The sequence below is a fragment of the Frateuria sp. Soil773 genome (assembly GCF_001428405.1).
GTDB lineage: Bacteria > Pseudomonadota > Gammaproteobacteria > Xanthomonadales > Rhodanobacteraceae > LMSL01.
On record NZ_LMSL01000040.1, the window covers coordinates 324,342 to 341,886 of the forward strand.

General features: G+C 67.3%; 16 protein-coding genes and 2 tRNA genes. 12 read left to right on the plus strand and 6 right to left on the minus strand.

The window, feature by feature from the left end; genetic code table 11:
* Positions 1-23: 23 nt before the first annotated feature.
* Positions 24-1,085: a heat-inducible transcriptional repressor HrcA gene (gene hrcA, locus ASG87_RS15585; protein ID WP_056007175.1), complete on the minus strand. Its 1,062-nt coding sequence runs from the start codon at positions 1,083-1,085 to the stop codon at positions 24-26.
* 124 nt (positions 1,086-1,209) lie between these two features.
* Here hrcA and recN point away from each other — a divergent pair, with 124 nt between their 5' ends.
* A complete protein-coding gene (recN, locus tag ASG87_RS15590) occupies positions 1,210-2,883 on the plus strand; it encodes a DNA repair protein RecN (protein WP_056007177.1) in 1,674 nt (557 codons plus the stop codon).
* Between the two features lie 87 nt (positions 2,884-2,970).
* On the opposite strand, the gene ASG87_RS15595 is transcribed toward recN, so the two are convergent.
* Positions 2,971-3,612, minus strand: a complete 642-nt coding sequence (locus ASG87_RS15595) for a response regulator transcription factor (RefSeq protein ID WP_056007180.1) — start codon at positions 3,610-3,612, stop codon at positions 2,971-2,973.
* Positions 3,613-3,678: 66 nt separating this feature from the next.
* On the opposite strand from ASG87_RS15595, the gene ASG87_RS15600 reads away from it, so the two are divergent.
* Positions 3,679-5,277 (plus strand): MASE1 domain-containing protein, encoded by a 1,599-nt coding sequence (locus ASG87_RS15600; protein ID WP_056007408.1) that lies wholly within the window; start codon positions 3,679-3,681, stop codon positions 5,275-5,277.
* Between the two features lie 298 nt (positions 5,278-5,575).
* On the opposite strand, the gene fur is transcribed toward ASG87_RS15600, so the two are convergent.
* Positions 5,576-5,989, minus strand: a complete 414-nt coding sequence (gene fur, locus ASG87_RS15605; RefSeq protein ID WP_056007183.1) for a ferric iron uptake transcriptional regulator — start codon at positions 5,987-5,989, stop codon at positions 5,576-5,578.
* 79 nt (positions 5,990-6,068) lie between these two features.
* Here fur and bamE point away from each other — a divergent pair, with 79 nt between their 5' ends.
* Entirely contained in the window at positions 6,069-6,542 is a 474-nt protein-coding gene (gene bamE, locus ASG87_RS15610; protein WP_056007186.1) for an outer membrane protein assembly factor BamE, read from the plus strand.
* A gap of 7 nt (positions 6,543-6,549) precedes the next feature.
* Here bamE and ASG87_RS15615 read toward each other — a convergent pair whose 3' ends face one another.
* Positions 6,550-6,825, minus strand: a complete 276-nt coding sequence (locus tag ASG87_RS15615; RefSeq protein ID WP_056007189.1) for an RnfH family protein — start codon at positions 6,823-6,825, stop codon at positions 6,550-6,552.
* Positions 6,818-7,249, minus strand: coding sequence for a type II toxin-antitoxin system RatA family toxin (locus ASG87_RS15620; RefSeq protein ID WP_082583029.1), 432 nt, complete (start codon positions 7,247-7,249; stop codon positions 6,818-6,820). Before ASG87_RS15620 ends, ASG87_RS15615 begins: the two co-directional genes overlap by 8 nt.
* Before the next feature lie 78 nt (positions 7,250-7,327).
* On the opposite strand from ASG87_RS15620, the gene smpB reads away from it, so the two are divergent.
* The 7 genes from smpB to ASG87_RS15655 all read left to right on the plus strand — a co-directional run bounded on the left by smpB (position 7,328) and on the right by ASG87_RS15655 (position 14,277).
* Positions 7,328-7,819, plus strand: coding sequence for an SsrA-binding protein SmpB (gene smpB, locus ASG87_RS15625; protein WP_056007192.1), 492 nt, complete (start codon positions 7,328-7,330; stop codon positions 7,817-7,819).
* Between the two features lie 89 nt (positions 7,820-7,908).
* Positions 7,909-7,984 (plus strand) — tRNA-Gly (locus ASG87_RS15630).
* 81 nt (positions 7,985-8,065) lie between these two features.
* Positions 8,066-8,139, plus strand: a tRNA-Cys gene (locus ASG87_RS15635).
* 1,021 nt (positions 8,140-9,160) lie between these two features.
* Positions 9,161-9,982, plus strand: a complete 822-nt coding sequence (locus ASG87_RS15640; RefSeq protein WP_056007195.1) for a helix-turn-helix transcriptional regulator — start codon at positions 9,161-9,163, stop codon at positions 9,980-9,982.
* Between the two features lie 106 nt (positions 9,983-10,088).
* Positions 10,089-11,564, plus strand: coding sequence for a TolC family protein (locus ASG87_RS15645; RefSeq protein ID WP_082583030.1), 1,476 nt, complete (start codon positions 10,089-10,091; stop codon positions 11,562-11,564).
* An 8-nt stretch (positions 11,565-11,572) separates the two neighbouring features.
* Positions 11,573-12,703, plus strand: a complete 1,131-nt coding sequence (locus ASG87_RS15650) for an HlyD family secretion protein (RefSeq protein WP_056007415.1) — start codon at positions 11,573-11,575, stop codon at positions 12,701-12,703.
* Positions 12,700-14,277: a DHA2 family efflux MFS transporter permease subunit gene (locus ASG87_RS15655; protein WP_056007198.1), complete on the plus strand. Its 1,578-nt coding sequence runs from the start codon at positions 12,700-12,702 to the stop codon at positions 14,275-14,277. The genes ASG87_RS15650 and ASG87_RS15655 overlap by 4 nt, the downstream gene beginning before the upstream one ends.
* Positions 14,278-15,167: 890 nt before the next feature.
* Here the strand turns inward: ASG87_RS15655 and ASG87_RS15660 are convergent.
* Positions 15,168-16,067: a LysR family transcriptional regulator gene (locus ASG87_RS15660; RefSeq protein ID WP_056007201.1), complete on the minus strand. Its 900-nt coding sequence runs from the start codon at positions 16,065-16,067 to the stop codon at positions 15,168-15,170.
* Positions 16,068-16,166: 99 nt separating this feature from the next.
* Here ASG87_RS15660 and ASG87_RS15665 point away from each other — a divergent pair, with 99 nt between their 5' ends.
* Both ASG87_RS15665 and ASG87_RS15670 read left to right on the plus strand, forming a co-directional pair.
* Positions 16,167-16,766 carry an NAD(P)H-dependent oxidoreductase gene (locus tag ASG87_RS15665; RefSeq protein ID WP_056007204.1) on the plus strand — a complete coding sequence of 200 codons (600 nt, stop codon included), beginning with the start codon at positions 16,167-16,169 and terminating at the stop codon, positions 16,764-16,766.
* 47 nt (positions 16,767-16,813) lie between these two features.
* Entirely contained in the window at positions 16,814-17,545 is a 732-nt protein-coding gene (locus ASG87_RS15670) for an SDR family oxidoreductase (RefSeq protein ID WP_056007207.1), read from the plus strand.

Consider the following 17,545-nt stretch of genomic DNA (forward strand, 5'->3'; position numbering starts at 1 on the left):
GTAATCCCGCCTCCCGGGGCGGGTTATGAGGTCGTCGCGGCGCGATTCAAGGCATCGCTGAGCAAGCCGGCGGTGGCCTGCACCACCGGAATCACCCGCTCGTAGGCCATCCGGGTCGGCCCGATCACGCCCAGCGCGCCCAGCACCCGCCCCTGGGCGCCGTAGCTGGCGGTGACCACGCTGCAGCCGTCGAGCGCGGTGAAGCCCGACTCCTCGCCGATGAACAGCCGCACGCCCGGCGCGCGGGCGCATACTTCCATCAGTTGCAGCAGCTCGTTCTTCTTCTGGAACGCCTCGAACAGCTCGCGCAGGCGTTCCAGGTCGGCCAGCTCCGAGTAGGCCATCAGGTTGGTCTGGCCGCTGACCAGCACGTCGTCGCCCTCGCTGTGCGGCGCGAAGGAGGCCGCCGCCAGCTCCATCGAGCTGGCCAGCAGGCGGTTCAGCTCGCCGCCGGCCTCGCGCAGTTCGCTCAGCAGGCGGGCGCGGATGTCGTCCACCCGCAGGCCGGCGAAATGGTGGTTGAGGTAGTTCGCGGCCTGCTCCAGTTCGCGGCCGTCCAGCGGCTTGGCGAGCTGCACGATGCGGTTCTGCACCTGGTTGTCGCTGAATACCAGGATCACCAGTACCCGGGCGTCCGGCAGCGGCACGAAGTCGATGTGGCGCAGCGGGAAATCCGCCTGCCGCGGCACCGTCACCACGCCGGCGAAATGGGTCATCGCCGACAGCAGGGTGGACACGTTGCCGAGCAGGTCGCGGGTGGTGGTCGGCCCCGGCGGCAGCTCGCGCTTGAGGCGGGCCATCTCGTCGCGCGGCAGCGGCTGCAGCTCGATCAGGCTGTCCACGAACAGGCGCAGGCCTCGCGGCGTCGGGATGCGCCCGGCCGACGTATGCGGCGAGGCGACCAGGCCGGCGTCTTCCAGGTCGGCCATGATGTTGCGGATCGTCGCCGGGCTCACGTCCAGCCCGGACGAGCGCGACAGCGTGCGCGATCCCACCGGCTCGCCGTCGGCCAGGTACTGCGCGATCAGCGTGCGCAGCAGCCGGCGGGCGCGGGCATCGAGGTCGTGGCCGTGGGAAAGAGGCATGCGCTGTGGCAATCCGTGAGACACAAGGGAAATAAGGTCTGCGCGTCCCGCGCGCAAGCCTTGCGGCATGATTTTGCCACAGCGCCTGCCGCTACAATCGCCCCACTCCACAACGCGCCTGCCCATGCTCACTTCGCTCTACGTCCGCCATTTCGCCGTTGTCGAAGAAGCCGAGATCGCCTTCGGCCCCGGCCTCACCGTGGTCAGCGGCGAGACCGGCGCCGGCAAGTCCCTGCTGGTCGACGCCCTGATGCTGCTGGCCGGCGCCCGCGCCGACAGCGGCATGGTGCGCGCCGGCAGCGACCGCGCCGAACTGGCCGCCGAGTTCGACCTTGACGGCCTGCCCGAGGCCCGCGCCTGGCTGCAGCGCGAGGAACTGGACGAGGAAGGCGCCTGCCAGTTGCGCCGGGTGATCCGCGCCGAGGGCAGCTCGCGCGCCTGGATCAACGGCCGGCCGGCCAATGCCAGCCAGTTGGGCGAACTGGCCACCCTGCTGGTCGAGATCCACGGCCAGCACGAGCACCAGGCCCTGCTGTCGCGGGCGCACCAGCTCGACCTGCTCGACGCCTACGCCGGCAACGAGGCGCTTTCCGCCCAGGTGCGCGAACTGGCCGTGCAGTGGCGCGAGCTGGGCGCGCGCATCCGCAAGCTGAGCGGCGGCGACGACCGCGAGCAGCGCCTCGAACTGCTGCGGCACGAGCTGGGCGAACTGGAGAAATGGGCGCTGCCTCCCGCCGAGATGGCCGAGCTGGAGGCCAGCCACAAGCGGCTGGCCAATGCCGGCCGGCTTGCCGAGGGCGCCGCCGGCGTGGTCGAGCTGCTCGACGGCGACAGCGAGTTCGCCCTGCGCCGCGCGCTGGGCCGCGCCCATGCCGAGCTGGTCAAGCTGGCCGCGCTGGACGACAAGCTGGCGCCGATGCTCGAACTGCTCGACAACGCCGCGATCCAGTTGGGCGAAGCCGCCGACGGCCTCGGCCGCTACGCGCAGGACGTCGACCTGGACCCGGACCGCTACGGCGAGGTCGATACCCACCTCACCCGCCTGCACGAGCTTTCGCGGCGCCACCGGCTGCCGGTGGCCGAGCTGCACGACAAGCTAGGCACGCTGCAAAACGAGCTGGCCGAACTCGAAGGCGCCGGCGACGCGCTGGAACAGCTTGCCGGGCAGCGCGAGCGCCTGCAGCGCGAGTACGCCAAGGCCGCCGCCGCGCTGAGCAAGGCCCGCACCGAGGCGGCAGCACGGCTCGGCGGCGAGGTCAGCGGCCTGATGGCCGAACTCGGCATGGCCGGCGGCGTGCTCAGGATCGAGCTGGAACCGGTGGAAGGCGCCGAGCCCGATCCGCAGGGGGGCGAGCGCTGCGAGCTGCTGGTCAGCGCCAACCCCGGCCAGCCGCCCCGCCCGCTGCGCAAGGTAGCCTCGGGCGGCGAGCTGGCCCGCATCAGCCTCGCCATCGAGGTCGCCACGCTGGGCAAGGACACGGTCGGCAGCATGGTCTTCGACGAGGTCGACACCGGCATCGGCGGCGCCGTGGCCGAGGTGGTCGGGCAGAAGCTGCGCGCGCTCGGCGCGCAGCGTCAGGTGCTGTGCGTCACCCACCTGCCGCAGGTCGCCGCGCAGGGCCATGCGCACCTGCGCGTGGCCAAGCACAGCGACGGCGGCAGCACCCGCACGCAGATCGAGAAGCTGGACGGCAACGGCCGCCGCGACGAGCTGGCGCGCATGCTCGGCGGCGTCGAGATCACCCGCGAGACGCGGGCGCACGCCAAGCAGATGCTGGAACGCGCGCAGACCGCCTGACCGCCGGCCCGGCCGGATCGAAAGCCCACTCGAACCCGCCTGCCCGCCCGGCCCGGCGACCCGCCATGGCCGGCCCCTGCCGTCTGGTCAGCCCTTCTTCCGCTCGGACAGCAGGCCGCGCTCGCTGGCCATGCGGTAGAGGTCCAGTTCCGAGCCGGCGCCGAGCTTGCCCATCAGGCTGGCCCGGTGGATGTAGATCGTCTTCTGCCCCACGCCCAGCTCCGCCGCCACCTGCTTGGGCGCCCGGCCGGCGGCCAGCAGCAGGAATACCTCGCGCTCGCGCGCGGTCAGCCGGTTGATCGGGTCGAGCTCCTCGCTCGGGCGCTCGGCGCGGCGCTGGCGCAGGTCCGAGCTCAGGAAGCATTCGCCCTGCATCACCGTGCGCAACCCCGCCACCAGTTCCTCCGGCGCCACGCCCTTGGTCACGTAGCCGCTCGCGCCGCGCCGCAGCGCTTCGGACACGTAGGGCTCGCCGTCGTGCATGCTCAGCACCACGATCCGCGTCGCCGGGGCCACGCTGAGCAGGTGCTCGATCAGCGGCAGGCCGCTGCCGTCGGGCAGCGACAGGTCCAGCGCTACGAGATCGGGCCGGCTCTGGTTGACCGCCTCCACCGCGTCGTCGGCCGAGCGGCATTCGGCGATCACCTCCAGGTCGGGCTCCATCTCGATCAGGCGCTTGAAACCCTCCCTGACGATGGCGTGGTCGTCGACTAGAACGATGCTGTACATGCGTGGAACCTGGCGGGTGTATCGACTCGATCGTTGTGACGAGCATCGCACATGTACCATCCGCGCATGCAATCGAAATCACTTTCGCTGCCGGATTCCGGCTTCGTGCTGGGCCTCGCCTATGCGCTGCTTTGGCTGCTGCTGCAGTCCACCGAGCAGCCGTTCTGGATGCTGCCCTTCGGCCTGCGCTTCGGCGCCCTGCTGATCGCCCCGTTGCGCCACTGGCCCTGGCTGATCGGCATGGAACTGGCCGTCACGGCCGCCGTCGACTGGCATACCGGCATGCCGATGGGCTGGATGGAGTTCCTCATCGGCGACCTGCCCGAACCGCTCACCGTGGCCGCCGGGCTCTGGCTGCTGCGCCGCGCGAACCTCCACGCCAGCCTGCGCGACCCGGAAGACGCGACCCGCCTGCTGCTCTCCGCCGTACTGATCGTGGCGGCCAACGCCGCCGTGGACGCCGTGCTGCTGGCCCTGATCCACCACGCCTCCTCGTCCGGCATGATGATCCAGATGCTGGGCCGCGAGCTGCTCAGCAACTACCTCGGCATCTTGCTGATCGCGCCCCTGCTGATCATGCTGCTGCGCGCGCCGCCGACCCGCAAGGCGCTGGCCGCCCTGCTGATGGACGGCATGCTGGTGATGCTGCCGGCTATCGCCATTTTGCTGATCCTGTTCCGCCATGCCGCGCCGCAGCCGGAGTTCGCCCGGGTGCTGGCGCTGGCCCCGGTGCTGTTCTTCGCCTTCCGGCACGGCTGGCGCGGCGCCGTGTTGTCCCTGCTGGTGTCGAGCCTGGCGGTGGCCCTGGCCGACTTCCAGTCCAAGCACGGGCCGCAGAACGCGGCCGGTTACCTGTTCCTCGCCGTGGCCGGCACCGGCGCGCTGATGCTCGGTTCGGCCACCGACGCCCTGCGCCGCAGCAGCGAGCGGGTCGCCGAGCAGAACGTTTACCTGGGCGCGGTCAACCGCCGGCTCGACCAGCTCGCCCGGCAACTGCGCGACGCCGCGCGCGGCAACCTGCAGGCCGAGGAAAACCAGCGCCGCCACATGGCCGCCGAACTGCACGACGAACTGGGCCAGAACATCACCGCCATCCAGACCCACGTGAAACTGGCGCAGGCCCGCCTGCGCAGCGCCGGCATGGAGGACATCAGCACCTCGATCAACACCATCCTGGGCTACATGCGGCGTGCCCTGCACCGCCTGCTGGACGACCTGCGCCCGGCCGTGCTGGACGAGTTCGGTCTGCTGCGCGCCCTCGACGAGGGTCCGATCCGCGACCTGCTGAGCACGGCCGGCCTCGCCTACCACACCGAGATGCACGGCGATCCCCGGCTGCTGGACGAGGACACCCGTACCGCCATCTACCGCCTGGCCCAGGAGAGCGCGACCAATGCCGTGAAGCACGCCCAGGCCAGCGAATTCCGCCTGCGCCTGCGCATCGGCGAACGCCACGGGACCGCCCTGGCCCTGCTCGACATCCGCGACGACGGCGTGGGTCTGCCCGACCGCCTGCCCCGCGACGGCCGGGGGTTGCAGGGCATGCGCGACCGGGTCACCTCGCTGGGCGGCCTGTTCAGGCTGCGGCCCGATCGCAAGGGCGTGCACCTGCGGGTTTTGCTGCGAAGCAGCAATACCAGTGCGGATATCAATCGGCTGGCATAGGAATTTTTCCAATACCGCCGGCGTAAACACTTCGTTACGCTTTCTCCATCGATGTGGGGGAGCCGCCATCGCAAGATGGTGTGCCGAAGTTACCGTGGGGACGGTAGCTTCGAAGAACGGCAGGAAGCCGTTCCGCCGGTATCAGGATGCACCCGGGCACCGCGAGCAATTCGCACTGCCGGCGCATCACGGATCACCGGATCAGCCGTGGGTGGACAGGAGTCCTCCCGCGGCTTTTTTTTATGCCTGTCCTTCCGCTTTCCGCCCAGGCCGGCCTTGCGCCGGCGCGGCGCGTCCGTCACTTGCGCGGCTTGGGCCTCACGTACAGCACCAGGCTGTGGTCCTCGATCACGTACCCGTGCTTGGCCGCGATCTCGTGCTGGAGGCGCTCGATCTCCTCGCTGACGAACTCGATCACCTTTCCGCTGTCCACATCGATCATGTGGTCGTGGTGCTTGCCGCGATCCAGCTCGTAGACGGCCTGCCCGCCCTCGAAGTTGTGCTTGACGACGATGCCGGCCGCCTCGAACTGGGTCAGCACCCGGTAGACGGTCGCCAGGCCGATGTCTTCCTGGTCCGCAAGCAGCCTCTTGTAGACGTCCTCGGCGGTGAGGTGGTGAGCGTCCTCCTCCTCGAAGATCTGCAGGATCCGCATGCGGGGATGGGTCACCTTGAGGCCGACCCGGCGCAGTTCTTTGGTTTCCTGTTCCATCTCATCTACTCCGCACGCAACGGCGCTGTCAGGCCGTTAGTGTATCATCCGACACCTTCACGATCGGGACGCAAGACGCATGCAAAAGCTGATTCGCACGCTGGGTTTCGCCATGCTGGCCTTCTCGCTGGCAAGCTGCCGCCTGGTTTACGTTCCCGACGTGCAGCAAGGCAACCTGCTCGACAAGAAAGTCGTGGACCAGTTGCAGCCCGGCATGTCCAAGCACCAGGTGCTGGTGCTGATGGGCACGCCCTCGGTCGCCACGCCGTTCGACCAGAACCGCTGGGACTACGTTTCCACCCAGCAGCACCGCGGCGGCCCGATCAAGGTGCGCACCTATACGCTGACCTTCAACAACGACACCCTGGTCCGCACCGAGGGCGACTTCTTCGCCCAGGACGCCCAGCAGATGGTCAAGGACAGCAAGAAGTACCACGCCAGCTACCCGGTGGACGAGACCGAGGGCGACAAGAGCAAGTCCAAGGACGACTCCAGCTCGAAGGACGGCGGCTTCGGCTCCGGCACCAGCACCGACGACAAGGGCGGCAACTGAGCCGGCTTCAGCCGCCGGCACGCCGGCGGCGCGCTTCCTTGGGATCGAGGGCCAGCGGCCGGTAGAGTTCGATCCGGTCGCCCGTGCGAACCGCCTGCTGCGGCGTGACCCGCCGCGAGAAGATGCCCGCCCGGTCCGGATCGACCAAGCCCGGACAGTCGTGCGCCAGGCCGGAGGCCGCGATCGCGTCGGCCACCGTCGCGCCGGCGGGCAGGGTCACCCGACGCAGCAGTTGCCTGTCCGGCAGGGCCAGCACCACCTCGACGGCCAGCGGCTCATCCATAGGTACGCTCCGCCTCGCGGCCGAAATCGTCGACCATGCGGCTGGCAAGCCCTTGGAAACCGAGCTTGATCGCCCCGCCTCCCAGCCACCCGGCGTAGTCGAGATCGAGCGCGAAGGCGATCTTGCAGCCGCTCTCGCCGAGCGGCGTGAAGCTCCACAGCCCCTCCAGGCTGCGGAACGGCCCGTCGACCAGGCTCATCTGCAGCCGATGCGGCCGCTCCACCGTGTTGCGGGTGGTGAAGCTCGGGTTGAAGCCGGCGAACTTGAGATCCAGCCTGGCCACGACCATATCGCCCTCGCGCTGCAGTACCTGCGCCCCGGAACACCAGGCGAAGCGCTTTGGGTATGCTTCGACGTCGTTGACCAGATCGAACATTTGCGCCGGCGTATACCTCACCAGCGCGCTGCGGCGGATTTCGATCACGGCAATCTCTTCCAATCACTTCGGGCCAGGCCCCTCAGGCCGGACCTGCACAGGGCAACGAGCCCAAGTTTAACGGACATGGCCAAGACCAAGGACAAAGACAACAAGGGTGGCGGCACCATCGCGCTCAACAAGCGCGCGCGCCACGAATACCACATCGACGAGCGCTACGAGGCCGGCATTGCCCTGCAGGGCTGGGAGCTGAAGGCGCTGCGCGCCGGGCGGATCAACTTCGGCGACGGCTACGCGATCGTCCAGCACGGGGAGATCTTCCTGGTCGGCGCATCGATCCCGCCGTTGATCAGCGCCTCCACCCACGTGGTGGCCGAAGACCGGCGCACCCGGAAACTGCTGCTGCACCGGCAGGAGATCGATCGCCTGATCGGCGCCATCGAGCGCAAGGGCTACACCCTGGTACCCATCGCGCTCTACTGGAAAGGCAACAAGGTGAAGGTCGAGATCGGCGTGGCCCGCGGCAAGCAGGAACACGACAAGCGCGACACCGAAAAGGAACGCGACTGGCAGCGCGAGAAGCAGCGCACCATGCGCTCCCACAACCGCTCCGCCTGACCGGTCGCCTGGGAAACTCGAGCATCGATTCGAAATCGCGGCGACCTCTTCCCATCGCGCATTCTTCTGCTATGATTTCGGGCTCCGATGCGGGAATAGCTCAGTTGGTAGAGCACGACCTTGCCAAGGTCGGGGTCGCGAGTTCGAGTCTCGTTTCCCGCTCCAGTTTCACGCAAAACCTCGGATCGCCGGGGTTTTGCTTTTTAAGCGGGTCCGCAGCCGTCCAGGTGCTGGTCCATGCGCGATGGCCAGGTGGCAGAGTGGTCATGCAGCGGCCTGCAAAGCCGCGTACGCCGGTTCGATTCCGACCCTGGCCTCCATTGCGCTCAAGGGCTTCCACGCAAGCCCTCGAAGGCCCGCCACCAGCGGGCTTTTTTATTGGGCTTTTATCGGGCATGGCAGGGCCGGAACGCTGGCCCATGCTACGATGCGCGCCGCCCGTGGCTGCGCTCACGGCAATCAAGCCGGTGGCGGAACTGGTAGACGCAAGACGCTTAGAATCAGTTTCGTCACGCCCTTTCCGCTTGCGCTCGGCGCCAGTGGAGCATGAGACAGGAGCTTCCGGCACATCGCACTCGCCCGAGTGGTGAAATCGGTAGACACAAGGGACTTGAACAATTTGAGCCTTCGGATGGAAACCTCCGAAGTGAAGCCCGTCAAAGTCGGCGAAAGCCCTGGATGCTCCAGTGTCCGAGTCAACGCCGAGCCAAGCCCAAGCCGTACGCTTGGGAAGGTGTAGAGAGCAGACGGCGGGCACCTAAGGCCGCAAGGCTACGGTGAAGGCGTGCTCCAGACCACGAACGCCCTGCGACGTGCGGGGCGGCGGCGAAAGCCGAAGTGGCAAGAAAATCCCTCGCCGAAAGGCGTGCCGGTTCGATTCCGGCCTCGGGCACCAATCCGGAACCGCCGCTGCTTGCGCAGCGGCGGTTTTTTGTGGATGCATCAACGATGCCGGCAACTGTCCGTACAACTCGGCGATGGAGCGCTTCTTCAATCGAGCGATGCCACAGCGCCCGACGTCCGCACCCGACATCGGGCTGCGTCAGCCCGTGCAGTCAGCAACAGATGCGATCGGCTCAGGATGGCGTCCACGGAACCGGCAGCAATCCACTGCTTCATCTATCGCGGATAGCCTGATGTCGGTGGCTACGAACTTTCCGTCGGACGGATCTCCCTGCAGAATTCCGACGCCGAGCGTACTTCGTGCTTGCCCGTCGTCGTTGCGCCTCCAGGTCCGGCGTCGGTTTCCTGTTTGGCCCGTTTACACAATCCAGACATATCCCCTTTCCGGACACAGGGAGGCCATCCAACCAAGCGGATGAGCGCTCCTTCGAGGCCACGATGGATCAGAATACATTTCGACCCGATCGAGTCGGCGAAATCGCCAGCAAGCACATCGATTATCACAATGCCCACCGTCCCATGGCGGCAATGGAGGTCGATTGGCCCGACGGATCGTCCACTGGAAGGCACTCGCATTCCCGCGGCCAGCTCCTTTACGCGATCACCGGTGTCATGGTCGTGGAGTCGCCAATCGCGACCTGGGTGGTCCCGCCCAGTCGCGCATTGTGGCTCGCTGCGGATATGGAACACGATGTACGGATGTTCGGCGAGGTCAGGATGCGGACCGTCTTCATCGACGCGACGCAGGTGAGCGGCGTTCCCGACCAGAGCTGCGTCATTCATGTCTCTCCCCTGCTTCGCGAGCTGATCGTAGCGGCGGCCAGCGTGCCGCTCGATTATCTTCCCGATGGTCGCGAAGAACTCCTCATGCGTCTGCTCATCGAGGAGCTCCGCGTGTCCGATGTTCTTCCCCTCCATCTGCCGCTGCCGCTCGACCCGCGCATCCGGCTGGTTTGCGAGACGCTCATCGCCAGCCCATCCGAGACATCCACGGTGGCGGACTGGTCCCGCCGGCTCGGCATCGCGGAGAAGACGATCCACCGCCTCTTCGTCAAACAGACGGGCATGACCTTCGCGCAGTGGCGGGAGCAGGCGCGGCTGGTGTTCGCGCTGCGCCGGCTGGGCGCCGGCGACCGGGTGATCGATATCGCGTTCGACTGCGGTTACGCAAGCCAGAGCGCCTTCACGGCCATGTTCAGGCGGCATTTCGGGGTGACGCCGTCCGCTTTCTTCGAAGAGGTTGCTGATTCCGGCAAATAGGGCAACATGTCCCATTCGCTACACCACATGTCCTGAAGGCGCGATACAGACACACCCCGGCTTGCCTATAAATGAGGAACCAACTTCCTCGCCAAGCCGATGCTCCATGGTTCGCAAAGCCGCTCTTTTTCTTTTGTCAGCCGCAACGCTTGCCGGATGCGCCGCCGCGCCGGCTGTGCCGCCCCGGGCCACGATCTCCCTTGCGAACGACGTTTCGCCACGCGGGGCTCCTTCGCCTGTCCCGCCGTCGTCGTGGTGGCAGCTCTATCGCGATGCCGATCTCGACACGGCCGTGCGGGAAGCGCTTGCCGACAATCGTGACCTGCGCGTCGCTGCCGCCCGTTTGCTCCAGGCACATGCGGTCCTGAGCGAGACGCGCGGCCAACTGGCGCCGCAGACGAGCATCACGGCCGGAGCCGGGGTCGGAAGCACGCTGCAGGACCAACTCGTCGCGATCAACGATCGCTCGCGGCACATACGCACCGGTCCGAGGATCGACCTTGGCGGCGGCGTGTCATGGGAATGGGATCTGTTCGGCCGGTTGGGCTCCGAGATACGGAACGCCAATGCCGAGCTGCGGGCTTCGGCTGCGACGGTGGATGGCGTCCGGGTTGCGGTAGCGGCCGGCGTCACCGGCGCATGGCTCGACGCATGCGGCTATGGTCATGGCCTTGAGGTCGCGCGCAACTCGCTTGCGCTGGCCGAGCACAGTCGCGACCTTTCCCAAAAAATACTGGACGCCGGCGCGGGGACACCGATCGACGTGTTGCGCGCGGATGCGCTGGTCGCGCAGCAGCAAGCCGCCATCCCGCCGCTCGAGGCCGGGCGTCGCAACGCACTGGCCGAGCTGGCCGTGTTGACCGGCCATCCGCCGGAGCCATTCGCCAGCCCGGCGGCCGCCTGCACGACGCTGCCGACGATCGCTGCCGCCGTGCCGACCGGGGACACGACTGCGATGCTCCGGCGCAGGCCCGATGTGCGGGAAGCCGAGCAACGATTGGCCGCCAGCACGGCGCGGATTGGCGTGGCCGTCGCCGATTTGTATCCGCGCATCTCGATCGGTGCGAGTGCGGCGGATTCCTCGCCTGCGCTCGGCGACCTTGGGTCGCGGCGAAACGTCGTCTGGCGATTCGGCCCCCTGCTGAACTGGAGTTTCCCCAACCTCGCCGCCGCACGCGCGCGAGTCCGGCAGGCACGGGCCGGAGAGGCGGCGGAACTGGCGTCGTTCGACGCCGTGATCCTCAAGGCATTGAAAGAGGTGAACCAGACCGGCGACGTCTATCGCGCCGTGCTGGAACGCCAAGCGGCTCTGACGACGGCGGCCCGGCGCAGCGCCCTGGCTGCCGGCCGGGTCGCGATCCAGCGCAGTGCTGGCGGGGCGACGGCGCTGGAGTTGCTCGATGCGCAGCGAACCTCCCTCGACGCCCAAGCCGCTCTTGCCCAGGCCGACCTGGACGTCGCCCGCGCACAGATCGCCCTTTTCAAGGCTCTGGGAGGAGGCTGGGAACAAGCTCCGCCGGTAGACCTTCCCGAACCGGACGCGTCCCGTCCACCTTCCTCCCTGACCCTATCCGCGAAGTGACGAACACCATGACCGATACTGCAACCCTCGACCTGCCCGCAACGGCGTCTCGACGCCCAACGCGGGCGACACGCAAATCCATGCTGATGGGTGGCGCCGGCCTGCTCCTCGTCCTTGCCGTCGCATTCGGCGTCCGCTGGTGGACGGTCGGGCGCTTCATGGTCGGCACGGACAACGCCTACATCCGGGCCGATATCCTCACGGTCGCTCCGCGGGTGTCGGGCAACCTCGTCGCAGTCGAGGTCCGCGACAACCAGATGGTCCGCGCCGGCGATGTCATCGCAAGGATCGACGACCGCGACTACCGGGCAAGAGTGGACGCAGCCGAGGGCGCCCTGGCGGCCGCGCAAGCCGATGTGAGTGCCCGCCAGGCCGGAATCGCCAGCCTGGATGCCCGGTCGCGCCAGCAGCAAGGGAATATCGCGCAATGCGACGCGACGCTCGCGGCACGGCAGGCCGACAGCCGGTTGGCGGCACTGGAATACAAGCGACAGACCGCTCTCTTCGGCCAACAGGTTTCGAGTCGGCAGAGCCTCGAAACGGCGCAGGCGAGTGCAAGCAAGGCGGCGGCCGGCGTCGCCGAGGCGCACGCGACCCTCGACACCGCCCGGGGGATGCTGCCCGTGCTGAAGAGCGAGCGCGAAGCCGGCATGGCCGATCTTCGCAAAGCCGAGGCCACGGTCCGCCAGGCGCGGGCCGCGCTCGACGCGGCCCGGCTCGATCTCGATCGCACGGTCATCCGCGCGCCATCGGCCGGGCTGGTGGGCCAGCGCGTTCTGCGCGTCGGACAATATGTCGAGGCGGGCGCGCCGCTGCTCGCGATCGTCCCCAGCGACGCCTATGTGGTCGCCAACTTCAAGGAAACGCAGACCAACCATATCCGGCCGGGACAGCCGGTCGGCATTGGGGTGGATGCCTTTGGCGGAGAGGTGCTGAAAGGACGTGTCGACAGCTTCGCGCCCGCGTCCGGGGCTCAGTTCGCGCTGCTGCCACCGGACAATGCCACCGGCAACTTCACCAAGATCATCCAGCGGATGCCCGTCCGCATCAGGCTCGAACCGGGCCAGACGCGTCTCGGCGACCTTCGGCCCGGCATGTCGGTCGAGGTGGCTGTCGATACGCGGGGCGACCGTCGATGAGCGTTGCAACCAATGCCGATGGATCGGACGAGCACGTTTCCTTCCGCGCATGGGTAGCAGTGCTGGGCGGAGCGGTCGGCTGCTTCATGGCTGGCATGAACGTGCATGTCGTCAATGCCTCGCTTCCCGAGGTACGTGGCGCCCTCGGCGCGTCTTTCGAGGAAGGGTCGTGGATCTCGACCGCCTATCTGGTCGCCGAAATCATCGTCATTCCGCTCGCCGGCTGGCTGGTGCAGGTTTTCTCGATGCGCCGCGTGCTCATGGTTGGCACCACCGGATTCGTCTTCTTCTCCCTGCTGTGCTCGCTCGCTCCCGACATCAACACGATGATCGTCGCGCGGGCCTTGCAGGGGGCATTCGGCGGCGTCCTGATCCCGCTCTCGTTCCAGATCATCGTGCAGGAGCTTCCGCCCTCGAAGCATCCGCTCGGCATGGCGATATTCGCCATTGCCAACAACGTCGCCCAGGCGACCGGCCCTTCGCTCGGCGGCTGGCTGACGGAAGCCTATTCCTGGCGCTGGATCTTCTACCTCCAGATTCCGCCGGGTCTGATGCTGCTGGCCGCGATCGGCTGGGCGACACCCAGGCAGGCGTCCAGTATCGATCTGCTGCGAAAAGGCGACTGGAGCGGCATCCTGACCATGGCGGTCGGCCTTTCCACGCTGCAGATCCTGCTTGAGGAAGGCCAACGCGAGGACTGGTTCTCATCGGCCCTGATCGTCAACTGCGCCATCGTCGCCGCGCTGTCCCTCACGGCCTTCGTCGTCATCGAATTGCGCAAGCCCCACCCCTTCATCAACCTGCGGCTGATGCGCAACTACAATTTCGGCTTGGCGAGCCTGATGCAGTTCATGAGCGGCGCGGTGGTGTTCGGCGTCGTGTTCCTCGTGCCGAATTACTTTGCCGAGGCGCATGGCTGGAACGCCGAGCAGATCGGCGCGCTGATGATCCCTTACGGGCTCGTCCAGTTCGCGATGTCTTTCGCGACACCGAAGCTCATGAAATGGACCAGCGTGCGCGCCGTCATCGTTCTCGGTTTCCTGCTCATCGCGGCAGGCTGCTTCATGAACATCCATCTCGACAGCGACGCGAAGGCCAACGTCATCGTCCCTTCGCTGATCGTTCGCGGGATCGGCCAGTCGTTCGTGGTCGTGGCACTGGGCGTGATGGCGGTACAGGGGATCGACAGGAGCGAACTGGGATCCGCCTCGAGTCTGTTCTCGACCGTGCGAAACATCGGCGGCGCGATCGGCATCGCGCTCGCAGGCAGCTTCGTCGTCGAGCGCACCAAGCTCCACGCCGCGCGGATCGGCGAGGCGGTCACTCCGTTCTCGCCCGCCTATCAGGACCGGATGCTCGACCATGTCCGCTCAATCGCTCACGCCCAGATCGACCGCGCTACCGCACTCTGGGGCACAGCGGCTGCCCCGGTCCGCGAGCGCGCCCTGGGGATGATCAACGCAAGTGTCACGCATGAAGCCATGATCCTGTCATACAGCGACGTCTTCCTCGTGGCAGGGCTCACCATGGCGATCTGCGCCGTGGGAGGGTTGGCGATGAAGGCACGGCGTTGACGGGTCCATGGATCTGGACACACGCATGCCCGGAGTTCGACGTCTCAGGTTTGGGGCTGCCAAGCGCCCGACGGAAACCTGCTGTCCGGCACGGAGCCATGCCTTGACTCAAACCCCCTCGCCCTCGTGGGGATGCGGGGCCGATCCCACCCCGGGCACCTGCGTGCGATGCTGGACAACGGCGGAAAATCGCCCTCGCCGCCCAACAAAAAAGGCGCCAGTGGCGCCTTGAAATGGTGCTCGGGGGTTGAGCATCCAGAAGGGGCGCCCCGCTCATCCGCTTTGCCTGACTGCCTGTCTATGTGCCGGAATCCTTCCGGCGGCGAACTGACTTGCGGGGCCACGGCAGGATGCCCGCATGCCTGCGGCGGCTCCAGCAGCGGAATCCGCCGGCGCGTGTAGGCATTCCCTCACCCTCAGGGCTGCCCAACCGTCCGCCGTGGACAAGAGCAGGGCTTCGCATCCTATCGGTTCCAGCCCCTGCATCCTCGGCGGACCGGCGCCGGTGGCCGGCTCCTGAGCAAGCACCAGCCACAACCATCGGTTCAGCGGGACAGGTATCACCTCCGGTTTCCGAGCCCCGCTTGCAGCCTTGCTTGCGTGGAGCACGGCCATTGCCCTGCCCCGCTGCATGCTTGCGCTCGCCGTGCCCGCCTTCTGCGCCCGGTCGCATTTCAGACGAATTGCGTCGCAGGCACGGCGTTGCCTCCGGTGTCCGCATAAGGGCATGGATGCCGGATACGAAGGTGTACCGGCGGCGAGCAGCATCGTTTGTCGAGGCGACCGGCATATGCGCTTGCGCGGTTCGCGAGTGTCCATGGCCGATCATGGCAGCCTGATCCAGAAGCTCGCAGCGCCGGGCAAAACACCGGCGTGCCCAGCCCGTCCGTCTACACGCTCCCGATGCCGGCTCGCAGATGCTCGATGAAGAGTCGCAGCGGCACCATTGCGCGGTACTCGCTCGGGAAGTAGAGCGACAGGGCGGGCGCCGGCGGGATCTCCCGCTCGAACAACGCGACGCGCTTCCTGTTCCGCGGCCCGCGGCCGTAGGCGTCGCGCAGCACGTAACCCAGTCCGAGCCCGTCGTCGATCATGGCATAGAGCGTCGGCAGGTCGTTGACGATCAGCCCGCCGCCGACGTCGACCGCATAGGCCCCGTCCGTTCCTTGGAACACCCACGGCGCGGTCCTGCCCGAACTGTGGAAGCGGTAGCGGATGCAATCGTGGTCGAGCAGGTCGCGCGGATGGCGCGGCGACCCGCGCCGCGCGAGATAACCCGCGCTGGCGTAGACGGCGAGCGGCAGTGGCTTGCTGATCCGCACGGCGATCATGTTCTGCTCGACCAGGTCGCCGCTGCGGATGCCCGCATGGATGCCTGCGGCGGCAAGATCGACGAATGCGTCGGACATGACGATCTCGAGCCCGATGTCGGGCCAGGCCGCGCGGAACGAGCCGACGAACGGCGCCAGCACGGTGTGGTAGGCGAATTCCGGCATGGTGATCCGCAACTGTCCGCGCGTGCTGCCGCCGGCATCGCGGGCATGGCGTACCGACTGCGCGAGTTGCTCGAACGCGGGGCGGCAGCCCTGGCTCAGGGCGTGCCCGGCATCGGTCAGCGTCAGCGAACGGGTGGTGCGGATGAACAGCGGCGCCCCGATGCGCTGCTCCAGGGCCTTGAGCTGATGGCTGACCGTCGAGGGCTTGAGCTGGAGGCTATCGGCCGCGGCACGCAGGCTCCCTGCCCGCACGATGGCATCGAAAACCTCCAGCATGACGAGCGGCAAGCGCATTCATGGATAATATCCATGAATGCGTTAGAAATAAAGGACATTATGCCGAAATGCAATCATGGTTATGGTTCCTTCCAGTTCAACGAAAGGACGTTCACCATGAAAATCCTGCTTTTGGCGGCCCACCCCGACCTCGCCCGGTCCCGCATCAACCGCCTTTGGTTCGAGTCCCTGTCCGCACTGCCGAACGTCACCGCGCGCGACCTGGCGCAGGTCGGCGGGCCGCAAATGCGCTTCCGGCGCGAACAGGAACACGACCTTCTGCTGGCGCACGACCGCATCGTCATGCAGTTCCCGTTTCACTGGTACGCCGCGCCGGCCGTCCTGAAGGCGTGGATCGACGAGGTCTACAGCGACGGCTTCGCCTACGGACAGGGCGGCGACAAGCTGAAGGGCAAGGAGTTGCTGCTGGCGACTTCCACCGGCGGCCCCGCCGACAGCTACCACGCCGGGAACTTCAACAATTTCTCCATGGACGAGCTGCTCAAGCCCTACCAGCAGACGGCGCTGCTGACAGGCATGACCTATCTGCGCCCCTTCGTCTTCCACGGCATGGCGCTCGCCTCCGACGACGAGATCAACGCCTCCGTGCCGCGGCTGCTCGCCCACGTGACCGACGAGGCCCTCGACCCGCGCGTCAGGCTCGCCCTGATCAACAGGCAGCGTGCCGAACGGAAGACCGTCGGGCTCGCGGCATAGGCCGCGCCATCCATCGATCCATGCGAAAACGACCTGGGAGAAAAGCCATGGAGAAAGATCTGGACGGCAGGAACGCACTCGTAACCGGCAGCTCGCGCGGCATCGGCCGGGCCATCGCCGAGGCGCTGGCGATGCGCGGCGCGGCCGTCGCGGTGAATTACCGCGAAAACGAACGGGCCGCCCTCGATGTCGTCGGGGCGATCGCGTCGAAGGGTGGCAAGGCCGTGGCGATCAAGGCCGACGTCGCGGTCATGGAGGACATCTACCGGATGTTCGACGAGGCCGAGGCTGGCATCGGTCCGCTCGACATCGTCGTCGCCAGTGCCGCGACCGCGATCATCAAGCCCGCGCTCGAGGTCACGCTGGAGGATTACGACCGCACGTTCGACACGAACGTGCGCGGCGCCTTTTTCACCCTCCAGCAGGCCGCCGCCAGGGTCCGCGACAACGGTCGCATCATCGCGATCTCGACCGGAGGCACCCGCATGTGGTTCGCGGAAACCTCGCTCTATCTCGGCAGCAAAGGCGCGGTGGAACAGTTCGTCCGCTCGTTGTCGAGGGAGCTGGGTTCCCGCAACGTCACGGTCAACGCGGTGCTGCCCGGCTTCACCGATACCGATCTGCTGCCCGAGAGGGATCGGGCCGTGGCGGCGCAGATGTCCCCCTTCGGCCGGATCGGCGAGCCGTCCGAGGTCGCTGCGCTGGCCGCCTTCCTGGCAAGTCCCGCCGCGGGATGGATCACCGGGCAGAACATCGGCGCCGGCGGCGGCGTCATGTAG

What these genes read in the sequence shown, in the direction of transcription:
- hrcA (WP_056007175.1), bottom strand. Translation starts at nt 1,085, where the DNA reads ATGCCTCTTTCCCACGGCCACGACCTCGATGCCCGCGCCCGCCGGCTG.
- recN (WP_056007177.1), top strand. Translation starts at nt 1,210, where the DNA reads ATGCTCACTTCGCTCTACGTCCGCCATTTCGCCGTTGTCGAAGAAGCC.
- ASG87_RS15595 (WP_056007180.1), bottom strand. Translation starts at nt 3,612, where the DNA reads ATGTACAGCATCGTTCTAGTCGACGACCACGCCATCGTCAGGGAGGGT.
- ASG87_RS15600 (WP_056007408.1), top strand. Translation starts at nt 3,679, where the DNA reads ATGCAATCGAAATCACTTTCGCTGCCGGATTCCGGCTTCGTGCTGGGC.
- fur (WP_056007183.1), bottom strand. Translation starts at nt 5,989, where the DNA reads ATGGAACAGGAAACCAAAGAACTGCGCCGGGTCGGCCTCAAGGTGACC.
- bamE (WP_056007186.1), top strand. Translation starts at nt 6,069, where the DNA reads ATGCAAAAGCTGATTCGCACGCTGGGTTTCGCCATGCTGGCCTTCTCG.
- ASG87_RS15615 (WP_056007189.1), bottom strand. Translation starts at nt 6,825, where the DNA reads ATGGATGAGCCGCTGGCCGTCGAGGTGGTGCTGGCCCTGCCGGACAGG.
- smpB (WP_056007192.1), top strand. Translation starts at nt 7,328, where the DNA reads ATGGCCAAGACCAAGGACAAAGACAACAAGGGTGGCGGCACCATCGCG.
- ASG87_RS15640 (WP_056007195.1), top strand. Translation starts at nt 9,161, where the DNA reads ATGGATCAGAATACATTTCGACCCGATCGAGTCGGCGAAATCGCCAGC.
- ASG87_RS15645 (WP_082583030.1), top strand. Translation starts at nt 10,089, where the DNA reads ATGGTTCGCAAAGCCGCTCTTTTTCTTTTGTCAGCCGCAACGCTTGCC.
- ASG87_RS15650 (WP_056007415.1), top strand. Translation starts at nt 11,573, where the DNA reads ATGACCGATACTGCAACCCTCGACCTGCCCGCAACGGCGTCTCGACGC.
- ASG87_RS15655 (WP_056007198.1), top strand. Translation starts at nt 12,700, where the DNA reads ATGAGCGTTGCAACCAATGCCGATGGATCGGACGAGCACGTTTCCTTC.
- ASG87_RS15660 (WP_056007201.1), bottom strand. Translation starts at nt 16,067, where the DNA reads ATGCGCTTGCCGCTCGTCATGCTGGAGGTTTTCGATGCCATCGTGCGG.
- ASG87_RS15665 (WP_056007204.1), top strand. Translation starts at nt 16,167, where the DNA reads ATGAAAATCCTGCTTTTGGCGGCCCACCCCGACCTCGCCCGGTCCCGC.
- ASG87_RS15670 (WP_056007207.1), top strand. Translation starts at nt 16,814, where the DNA reads ATGGAGAAAGATCTGGACGGCAGGAACGCACTCGTAACCGGCAGCTCG.